The sequence below is a fragment of the Microcystis sp. M53603_WE2 genome (assembly GCF_030065435.1).
The window spans coordinates 1-10,327 of record NZ_JASJFF010000639.1 but is presented as its reverse complement, the minus strand read 5'-3'; the positions used below and the strand labels follow the sequence as shown (position 1 = coordinate 10,327).

The 10,327-nt window shown below is 41.0% G+C and carries 10 protein-coding genes and 1 pseudogene; 5 read left to right on the top strand and 6 right to left on the bottom strand.

Going from position 1 to position 10,327, the window contains the following annotated elements:
• Positions 1-637 (top strand): SDR family oxidoreductase (locus PX481_RS13665; RefSeq protein ID WP_288094751.1); only part of this gene is annotated, 637 nt, incomplete at its 5' end.
• Entirely contained in the window at positions 624-776 is a 153-nt protein-coding gene (locus tag PX481_RS13660) for a hypothetical protein (protein WP_002759543.1), read from the top strand. The genes PX481_RS13665 and PX481_RS13660, both read left to right, overlap by 14 nt.
• A 14-nt stretch (positions 777-790) precedes the next feature.
• Here PX481_RS13660 and PX481_RS13655 read toward each other — a convergent pair whose 3' ends face one another.
• The 3 genes from PX481_RS13655 to PX481_RS13645 all read right to left on the bottom strand — a co-directional run bounded on the left by PX481_RS13655 (position 791) and on the right by PX481_RS13645 (position 3,461).
• A complete protein-coding gene (locus PX481_RS13655) occupies positions 791-1,285 on the bottom strand; it encodes an ureidoglycolate lyase (protein WP_002759544.1) in 495 nt (164 codons plus the stop codon).
• A 5-nt stretch (positions 1,286-1,290) separates the two neighbouring features.
• Positions 1,291-2,748 carry an efflux RND transporter periplasmic adaptor subunit gene (locus PX481_RS13650; protein ID WP_288094750.1) on the bottom strand — a complete coding sequence of 486 codons (1,458 nt, stop codon included), beginning with the start codon at positions 2,746-2,748 and terminating at the stop codon, positions 1,291-1,293.
• Positions 2,749-2,858: 110 nt separating this feature from the next.
• Entirely contained in the window at positions 2,859-3,461 is a 603-nt protein-coding gene (locus PX481_RS13645; protein ID WP_002759547.1) for a GUN4 domain-containing protein, read from the bottom strand.
• 83 nt (positions 3,462-3,544) lie between these two features.
• Here PX481_RS13645 and PX481_RS13640 point away from each other — a divergent pair, with 83 nt between their 5' ends.
• The gene (locus PX481_RS13640; protein WP_002759548.1) at positions 3,545-4,525 is read left to right on the top strand and encodes an aspartate carbamoyltransferase catalytic subunit; all 981 of its coding nucleotides are present in this window, start codon (positions 3,545-3,547) and stop codon (positions 4,523-4,525) included.
• 23 nt (positions 4,526-4,548) lie between these two features.
• Here PX481_RS13640 and PX481_RS13635 read toward each other — a convergent pair whose 3' ends face one another.
• Positions 4,549-4,830: a hypothetical protein gene (locus tag PX481_RS13635; RefSeq protein ID WP_287732834.1), complete on the bottom strand. Its 282-nt coding sequence runs from the start codon at positions 4,828-4,830 to the stop codon at positions 4,549-4,551.
• 845 nt (positions 4,831-5,675) lie between these two features.
• Positions 5,676-6,996, bottom strand: a pseudogene (locus PX481_RS30140) (ISL3 family transposase).
• 30 nt (positions 6,997-7,026) lie between these two features.
• Here PX481_RS30140 and PX481_RS13620 point away from each other — a divergent pair.
• Both PX481_RS13620 and PX481_RS13615 read left to right on the top strand, forming a co-directional pair.
• The gene (locus PX481_RS13620) at positions 7,027-7,449 is read left to right on the top strand and encodes a DUF928 domain-containing protein (RefSeq protein WP_223213000.1); all 423 of its coding nucleotides are present in this window, start codon (positions 7,027-7,029) and stop codon (positions 7,447-7,449) included.
• 72 nt (positions 7,450-7,521) lie between these two features.
• On the top strand, positions 7,522-8,169 hold the full coding sequence (locus tag PX481_RS13615; protein ID WP_002759554.1) for a Uma2 family endonuclease: 648 nt from the start codon (positions 7,522-7,524) through the stop codon (positions 8,167-8,169).
• Between the two features lie 6 nt (positions 8,170-8,175).
• On the opposite strand, the gene PX481_RS13610 is transcribed toward PX481_RS13615, so the two are convergent.
• Complete coding sequence (locus PX481_RS13610) at positions 8,176-10,158, bottom strand: autotransporter outer membrane beta-barrel domain-containing protein (protein ID WP_288058797.1); 1,983 nt, start codon at positions 10,156-10,158, stop codon at positions 8,176-8,178.
• Between the last annotated feature and the right edge of the window lie 169 nt (positions 10,159-10,327).

Sequence of the window (10,327 nt, the reverse complement as noted above, 5' to 3'; positions counted from 1 at the left end):
TCCCCAAGCATCCGAGGCAATTAATCTGACAGCTTCTCTAGAAATTGCCCGTTTGTGTAGTCAATATCAAATACCGCTAGTTTTTACCTCTACCGATTTAGTTTTTGATGGTAAAAATGCCCCCTATTCCGAAAATGATCCTGTTTTTCCCGTCAGTGTCTACGGTGAGCAAAAAGTAGCGGCGGAAAAGGGTATTTTAGCAATATATCCTCGGGCGGCTATTTGTCGAATGCCTTTGATGTTTGGTTCCCCTTCTCCCACCGCTAATAGTTTTCTGCAACCCTTTTTAAAAACCCTGCAAGAGGGAAAAGAACTATCTCTATTTACCGATGAATATCGTACAGCTGTTGGGGTTAATAGTGCGGTGAATGGTTTACTTTTGGCATTAGAAAAAGTGCAAGGGATTATTCATCTGGGAGGTAAAGAAAGAGTTTCTCGTTATCAATTTGGTTTACTAATGGCGGCAGTTTTTAATATTCCCAGAGAACAAATAAAACCCTGTTTACAGTGCGATTTTCCCATGATTGCGCCGCGTCCGCAGGATGTTTCTCTTGATAGTTCTCTTGCTTTTTCTTTAGGTTATCAACCATTAAGTATTAAAACCGAATTAGAGGCAATTAGAGATGAAATTATCTGAACAAAAGCGGACTATATTAATTATCTTGCTCCTTTTTTTTACCGCTATTCTCATGGCCAATTATTTTGAGGTAGGAATGACAGGAGTGTTAGCTTTTTTCGTTGCCTATCTTTCTAAAGGATTGCGAAAAGTTAAGTAAAAAAATTATTTTTTTTAATCAACAATCTCGAATTCTATTGACTGCTCTTGGGCAAAATTATAAGTAAAATGATCGACAATATTAGTATCGCTCAATTCGAGATTATAAAAATTGATCGCCGGTTGATCAAAAAGTGGGCCAGCGTGCCAAGTTCCCACCTCTAATTTAATAAAACAGTCCCCAGGGATGCGAAAAACCTTTAATTTTTCTAAATCCGGTTGAGGATAAGGACTAGGGGGGGCCACTCCTAAAAACCACTCTTGTCCCCCCAAAGAACCAAGACATTGGGTACATTGACTATGACGAGTAATTCGCTTAAATTTACGTCCGCGAGTCTGTAAACGCATAATATAAAAACGTGGCACACCGTTTTTTAAATGCAGTTGTGCATCGCTTTCATCAAACATTTTCCCATCATGGCTAGGGGTTATTAATTGACCGTAGGGACGGAAACTTTCGGCGGTAATTAGTTGCGCTGACAGGGGACGAACGGTAATCGAATTACTCATAAAAATTACTGCTGACTAACAGTTATAGCTGTACCATCTCGGAGAGAAAGAATATTATTAATAGCAATTCTTTCCCCGGCATTTACTCCAGAAATAACCTGATAAGCTTGCCCTTGAATTGTGCCGACTTGAATTGGTTTTTGTCTGACCACTAAACGCTCCTCGGCGTTTTCTTGACCTTCTTTAGCCTTTTCTTTTTCGGCGACAAAAACAAAATTTTGCGCCCCGATGCTAGTCACTGCCGTGGTGGGAATTAATACCCCCGGTTTTTGATCCCAAATTAACCGCGTCCGCACATATTGGTTATTGCGAAGACTGCCATCATTAGTAAAGGCAAATTTCACTAAAACCGATTGGGTAGCTTGGGAAACGGTGGGAGAAATAAAAGTTACTTGACCGCGAACCCCGGGGCTGCCATCGGGATTAATAATTTCCACGGGCAACCCGACGCGCAGACGCGGTTGTAATTCCACGGGAATCTGCACATTTAGTTCCAAAGTTTTATTGTTAGTCAACGAGGTTAATTCTTCACCCAGGGAGATAATATCGCCGACTTTTCTTTGATTAAAATCGCCGACAAAACCATCAATCGGGGCGGTAATGGTGTTAAAAACTAAATTCTGGCGCGTCGCCCCTAATTGCCCCTCAGTGCTGGCTACCGCTGCTTGACGACTGTTCACTGTTGCCGCTGCCGCCGCCACCTGTTGCCGTGAGGCTAATTCGTTTTGAATGGCGATATTTAATGCTTCTTTGTTTGCCTGTAGGGTAGCTCTAGCCGCCGTCACCTGTTGACGGGCCGCATCACGATTTTTAGACCGGGCCTCTACTTCCGCCCTGGCGGCCTGAATGTCGCGGCGGCGATCATCTAAGTCCTGTTGGGGCTGTGCGCCTTGTTTGACCAGAAATTCGGCTCTTTTTAGGTTTTTTTCCGCTAAATCTAAATTAGCTCTCGCTCTCTGTAAATCAGCTTCGGCGGCGCTCAAGGTGGCGATCTGACTTTTAACATTAGCTTCGGCATTGGCCACATTTGCCCGATTCTGGGCAATTTGGGCTTTATTTGCCCTCGCTTGCGCTTGTCTTTGCCTTAAATCCGCCTCAGACGCATTCAGGTTCGCTTTGGCCGAATTTACCTGGCCGATGCCAGCGTTTACCTGTTGCTGTTGTTGTTCGGGATCCAATTCGGCGATTTTTTGTCCCTGAGTTACCTGATCGCCAGATTTAACGAAAATAGTCCGAATCCGACCGGTAATCTGAGGGGAGACGCTAACACGCTCTTGGGCGATCAAAGTACCCACAAATTCGCTACTTTGCACTAATTTGTCGGTGCCGAGGGTTTGCAGTTTGACGGGAACAGCCGCCGGTCGAGTGGCTTGGGGGGTTTGGGGGGCGCAACCGGTGATAATTAGGGAAACGGCGATCGACGAACCGATCGCTCTCGATAGGTTAACGGATCGTTTAATCATTGTTAAATTTAGGGAGTTTTGGCAGAAAAAGTGCTAGTAAATCGGAAAAAAAGGGAAGGTGAGGAGAGAAGCTTTTCCTTAAATTTTACTCTACAGAATTGATCGCGTGATCACTGTTTGCTTTGCCCTAAGCTAACAATATTACAGGTGACTAATCTTTGGGCGAGGGTGGTGTATTCTAGGCGACCACCGGCGATCTGATATTCGTCCCGGGGCGCCGGCAGATGACCGACGGGTGCATTGAGGGTATAGTTAAGATTCTCTTTAAAAATAATCCAATCACCATCTTTACGCCAACCGATGCGATCGCCAAAAGTTTGAAAATTTTCGATCGCCACTAAGCGCCCCGGTCGATTACCCGTCTCGATAAAAATGCGAAATTGGGTACTGAAACTAAAACGACCCCCGGAAGCTTCTTTCCAGAGTTGATCCATCTTTTGCAGATCCCAACAGGCCAATTTTTGCAGGTCTTCCATGGTAAACCAGCCCTGTAATTCCCGTCCGGTTGCTTTCAGCATTAAATTACGGGTTTCATCGTTAGCTTGCCGCCAATTTTGTTGAGCGAGGAAATTTTTCAGGCGAGTGTAATTAATGCCCGTGGTCGGTGATACCATTTCCCCAGAGGTGGCAGTCTGGGCAACGATCGCCGGCAAGGGATTGAGAAATAAAGCGATCGCAAGAGTGATCTGACAGAAGGAAAAATTAATTCTCATAAACCCTATTTATTAACCTGATGCAAAGAAATCCTACAATAGCATAGACGAAATTTGCCGTTTTTACCGCCTCCTTAACGCCTATGGCTTTCACTTGGATCCGACACCACATTTTGGGATTGCAAGACTGGCAACCGGAAGAATACCAAACCCTGCTACAAACGGCCTCTAGTTTTCGTGAAGTTCTTTCCCGACGTACCAAGAAAGTGCCGGCCCTACAAGGTCAAGTGGTGACAAATCTTTTTTTTGAACCTTCTACCCGCACCCGTAGTAGTTTTGAACTAGCGGCGAAACGTCTTTCGGCCGATGTTCTTAATTTTGCCCCGGGTAGTTCCAGTTTGACTAAGGGGGAAACGATTCTCGATACCGCTTTAACCTATGTGGCCATGGGTACGGATATCTTTGTCATCCGACATCAACAGTCGGGAGTTCCCGATTTAATTGCCGCAGAAATGGATCGTTTGCAGTCGGGGGTCAGTATTCTTAATGCTGGGGACGGTCAACACGAACACCCCTCCCAGGGACTTTTAGACCTGTTTACGATCTGTTGTCTGTTAGATGAAGAAAATCCCCGTTTAGAACTGTTAGAGGGTAAAAAAATCGCTATTGTTGGGGATATACTCCATTCTCGTGTCGCTCGTTCCAATATCTGGAGTTTAACCACGGCTGGGGCGGAAGTACATTTGTCCGCACCCCCCACCCTACTGCCGAAATATTTTGGGGAATTGTGCGATCGCCTATTTCTCCACTGGGATTTAGAACCAGCTTTAGAAAAGGCCGATTTTGTGATGACCCTGCGACTGCAAAAAGAACGCATGACTGCCAATCTTTTGCCCAGTTTACGGGAATATCATCAAAGTTTTGGCATTACTCGTCCTCGTTTGCAATCCTGTCAACCGGGGGTGAAGGTACTTCATCCCGGTCCTGTGAATCGGGGGGTGGAAATTAGTTCCGATTTAATGGATGATCCCGATTTTAGTCTAATTTCCCAACAAGTTACCAGTGGTGTCGCTGTCAGAATGGCTTTGTTATACCTCATTGGTAATCTTCGCGACGACCGGTAAAAGCTTCTCAGGGATTTGATCTTTTAGTCTGGTTTCATTGAAACAATCCTAAAGTTTCTATCAAGGTAAATATCATACTTTCTTCCTCCCTCACACACAGCATCTTCTGCTTCAAATAGGTTAGTCTCAACATCAAATTTCATCGCTTTAGGATTCCTACAACCCTGTTTTAGCAAAGCATCAGTCAACCGTGATGTTTCTTCAGGGGTCAAGGCTCGATAATCACTACTATTAGCTTGACCCGCATAGATTGACATTCCTATAATGCTAAGAGATAGTAAGCTTATGATCGATTTGGTCTTCATTTTTTCAACTTCCTGAATACAATAAAAACATCATTCCAAGGGCTTTAGACCCAAATTTTCGCTAATTAGTTCGGCACGATTACCAGTCAACTTTATGATAGGAAAAGCATACCTATTTTGCAATAAGTATAAATACTCAAGCTACCCCTAGGGCTTTTCTAGAAACTTTGACCCATACCGAATTCCGTTCTCAAGGGACTAGATATGGCGACCTACTCCTCTCTTTTTTAACTAGGGTTGGCTGAATAAATCTAAAAACCTGGTTGGATAATATCTTTAGGCTTTTTTGAAATCCAAGACTGCGATCACCAACCCCAGAAGCCTTACAGAATGAGGGTTTGAACAGAGCGCTCGCCTCGAAGCACAAACGACATTAATTATACCTCATCTTTAAGAAAAACGCTGAAATTAAGTAGGTAGGCACAATTATTTGTAGGATGGGTTAGCGTTAGCGTAACATAATCGGGCGTTGGGTTTCATGCTTCAACCCAACCTACGTTCTTTAAGAAAAAAGCTGAAATTAACGAAGCGACAAAAGATAAAGATTCGGATTAAGTTAATTGAGAACTATTATTATAATTCTCTCAGAATATGCTAGAATGCTTTTCTATATCTCACCGAAAAGTAAAACCCTTGTTCTTGCAGTGAATTTCCGGAATTATCGACAGAAACTAACGGAATCCCGTAATCTAAACGAACAGTTAAACCATTAGCCACTAACCAGCGTAAACCTAATCCTATCCCTCCTAAAGTAGCAGGATCGGGATCAGGAAGTAAATTATTCCATCCAGTCCCCCCCTCAACAAATGAGGTAATTTGGGTTCTTCCGAACTTACCATGTAAAATCAACTAGCAAAATGCCAATTTAATAAACATCTAAGACTAAAGTTTTTAAAGTTTCTAAATCCATAGCCTCTCCTTTTAATCACCTTCAGTTTATTGTTAATTCCTTCCACTGTTCCTTGGGTTGTTCGGTTATCAAAATAGGCAGTTATTTCGTCAATCCACCGCCTCATTGTCTGGCAGCTTTTAGGAAAGTAAGCCATCGCCTTTTTTATCCAATCGCTCAAGGCAAATAATCCCTCATTCCCCTCCGTATTTTTCTCAAATACTTCTCTAAATTCCTCTTTTAATTTGTGCATTTCCCCAAGTTTTGGAGACACTTTATATACTTCTTCCAATTTTTTCCTTTCCTTCTCTACTAAGTCTCCTTCATTCTTTAATAAGGTATATTTGCTCTTGGCTATTCCTGCTAAGATATTTTCTTTATTTTTCTTATTTTTTATCTTGGTTGCCTCTCTTTTTACCTCCTTTCTGGCTTCATCTAGCTCGTTATTTACTTGTTTCATTACCTGGAATCTCTCTCCTACTATTTGCGCTTGAGGCATTAGTTTTTCTGCCACATTTTTATACCCTATCCACAGGTCTATACTTACTTCCTCTATTTGGCTCAAAACCTCTTCTCCCCACTGTTTCAGATATTCTGTTAATGCTTCTTCTGTTCTTTTTTCTACTAAGCCTACAATTTTTCCTGTGTCTATAGCGTTTCTGATTCACAAGAGGTACATTCCCGATCCTGAACAGCTTAATCAGCAAAGGTTTAAGTGTGCCGCACAGATGCGAGAACCGCTATATATTTACTAACACAGCATAGTAATTTCCTTTTCCCTTTATCATGGCTATTTCATCTATTCCTAGTTTTTTTAGACCTTGAGGTTTTGCGGTTATTAAGTCTTCTCCTAAGTCTTTGAGCATCGTTTCTATTTCTTGTTCGCTTACTCCATTTCTTTCTGCCGTATTTTTGAGATCACTATTCAGGACTTCGGCCACTATTTTTTTTCTAAATCTGTCTGTGTAGGTTCTTTTCTTCGGCAAATAATTTAGTTCTTCTGTGAATTTTTTCCCCCATTTCTCGCCTCTCATCTGACGACGATTGATTCTCAGATATAATGCCTGTTCTCCAAAGGGTAAATCTCGGATTGTTAATTCATTATTTTGATGAAGTTTTTCCGTTTTACTTCCACAATGAATGCACTGGCTTTCTCTTGACATATTTTCTAAATGTAAAACAATTCCTGCATCGGTAATAATTTGATAATTGGTAACGACAACTCCTTCTAGGTGAAGTAGCTCGGTCATTAACTTTAATTGTGGATTTGATGGCATAAGTATAGCTTGTGTCTAAAATTGCTGGTCTTGGCTGTACGATTTCAACAAAAAGGAGGAATTCATAACTTTTCTTTTCCCAGTAATCAAACCCCTTTAGCAGTGGGTAAAAAGTATCTTTGGCAAGTCGCTATTCGTCAAAGTCCTGACGTTTGGATGATTCAACGAGCAGAATTTAGAGTGGTTGAAATGCCCATTTTTTTAAGTCAACAAGTGGCTAATTCACTTCAAAAAACTGAACAAGCAGAACGCTATGCCGAAAATGGGTTATGGTATGATGCTTTAATGACGAGCTTATCTTCAACCCATCAAGGAGAATTAAACCCTCAAGTTTCTAATTTTATTAAATCTCTCGTAGAATCTGAACATTTAGAGCCATCTGAAGGGGTTGATGCCAAAATTATTACTCGACGAAATAACACTTTAATAAAACTGGCAGAATATTACAAATAGGCTTAATTTTTGTTGAAATCCTATGAGTAAGGGTATAATTAAACTAAGAAATCAACATTTTCAGCTAAAGCCATGCAATTAGCCTTAGAACAAATTATCGTCAATCCCGGTCAACAGTTACTTTTAAAAGAGCTTAACTGGCAAAAATTTGAGACAATATTATCAGAATTAGGAGAAAGTCGTGCTTCTCGGTTATCCTACAGTAACGGAATATTAGAAATTATGGTACCTTTACCCGAACATGAAAAAGATAAAGAAATCATTAGTTATATGGTTCAGTTTTTGTTAGAAGTACTCAATATTGATTTTGAACCGTTAGGATCAACAACATTTAAAAACGAGCGGATGAATCAAGCAGTTGAACCTGATGCCTGTTTTTATATTAAAAACTATCAAGCCGTTATTGGCAAAAATAGACTTAATTTAGAAAGTGATCCCCCCCCTGATTTAGTCCTAGAAATTGATATTACTTCCCGTACCTATTTAGATAATTATCGACAGTTAGGTGTTCCCGAACTGTGGCGTTATACTCAAAGTGGCCTACAGATTAATTTATTACAAGAAGGAGAATATATTGAGTCTTTAAGCAGTCCCAATTTTCCTCAGATTCCGATTATTGAATTAATTAATCAATTTGTTAAACAAAGTCAACAACTGGGGAGAAGTGAAGCCATCAGAAACTTTAAAAATTGGCTGACGGAAAATATAGATAATAGTTGAAAAATCCTAACATTTTCGACTAAGATAAAGTCGTCCGTCTGGAGTGTAATAAACCCCTTGCGGTTCAATGATAGGATCACCCTTTTTCCAAGGTTGAGCGGGTGTTTCAGGAATAGGTTGAATGATTTCAGGGAAATAAGAGGGAGTATTCATATCTCCTGGCCGATTTTGGACACCTCCTGAGCCTTTTATGATAAAACTACCCCCGCGGTCCTGATTAGGTGAAATACAGCTATTAGCTAAGAGTTTTTCAGGGTTAATCAAGAATTCTGGCAACTGAACGATACTATTTTGAATAAAGGTCAAGTCTGGAATAATAATTGCACCTGAGACTGCACCACTGGCGTTAATATCGACTCTATCGTTACCATCTAGGGTATTAGGATCATTTTCACTCGAAATCGGTTGATAACCATTACCAAAAAATACAGGCGTATTAAATTGAATGTTGCCACCTCGTCCATCACGAGAAAAAGCTAAAATATCGCTATCATTGAATAATAGGATAGAATTAGCTGTTACAGTAATATTTCCGCCACCTCCTGCTCCATTATTTACATTCGTCCGAATATCGCTATCTCCCTGTAATCTGATGTTATCTGCGGTGAGGGTAATTTCTCCCCCTGCGCCTTGATTGGCATTTGCGGTAATATCACTATTAGTGGCACTGAATAAACCCGTCAGATTAATATTAATATTACCTGCGTTGCCTTGTCCTTCCGAACGAACGCTAATTTCTGATTGATTTTGGAGATTAAGAGAATTGGCGTTGATTTCGATCAATCCACCCCTAGCTAATGAATTTCTAGTTACTGCGGTAGATATTTGACTATTTTGATTCATTAATAGCTCATTCCCCACATTCAAGCGAATATTACCTGCATTGCCATCAGCACTTGTACTGGCAGTAATTCGAGCATTCCGTTCTAAGGATAAGGTATCGCTAATATTTAGCACAGCGTTTCCCGCATTTTTGGGACTAATGGTAGATGTAGAAATCACCGCGCCATCTGTGAGGGTTAAGCGTCTTGTTTCTATCAAAAGGTTTCCCCCTTCTCCTTGAGGTTGAAAATCAAACCCAATGATCCCTGTTGAGGTAAAAATCCCACTAGGAAATCTCAGATCAGAGGATATTCCTGTAATGTAAAGGCTATCGCTCGCTCTGAGCAGAATATCTCCTCCTTTTCCTTGATCAAACGTGGCCGCAGAAATTTGCGCCCCGTTACTTATTCTTAAAGTTTTTGTGTTAATCTCAAGATTTCCTGCATTCCCTCTTCCGAAAGTATCTGTGTAGATAGCACTATCAAAATCATCTATATTAATGCTTTCTGAAGCATTAATGATTAAATTTCCCCCTTGACCAGAACTGGTTGCATTGAGAATTTCTCCCCCTTCATTAATATTTAAAATTTGTGTTTCAATGATTAAGTTTCCTGCTGAACCAGTTTGATCTTGACTTGCACCCAAAGAACCCGCTGCAATAAAACCATCATCAATCACATTAACGCCATTTTGGGCATTAATAATTAAATTTCCCCCCTTTCCTTGTCCAAGGGTAGTGGTTTCAATAAGAGATGCTCCCTGTACCGTTAAATTATTGGTTTTAATAATGACACTCCCACTATCACCAAGAGTATCAATAAACGTTCCAGTACCAATAATCGAACCATTACTCAAACGAATATCCTGCGCTTGAATTGAAATATCTCTCCCATCTTGGTCAGAAAGTGTTACTGATAAAATGGCAGATTCATTGATTAAAGCGACCTTTTGAGCGGTTAACTTGATCTCGCCCCCTCCTAACCCGCTACTATTTAGCAAGGCCAGTTGAGATAAGGTAATTTGACCTTGGGATTGACTATCTATCCCTTCATATCCTAGCCTCCATCCCTTAGGAACAGGAGTTAAGCTGACATTACCCATATTTCTGACGCTTCCGACTTCTATTCTTCCCCCCAAAGCGGTTAAACTTCCACTATTTAAAGTCACATCCCCCCCGACTAGGGCAATGGTTTGGCAGCAATTCCAAATTCAAACGGTAGTGTAGGATACAGAATTGATTTCGCTTCTGTCCCTCAAAATAGAGTGAACGAGTTGCCCATTGGGTTTTGCAGGAATGGAAGTCCAAGATTTGAGTTTTATAGGGATGCTGAGCTAC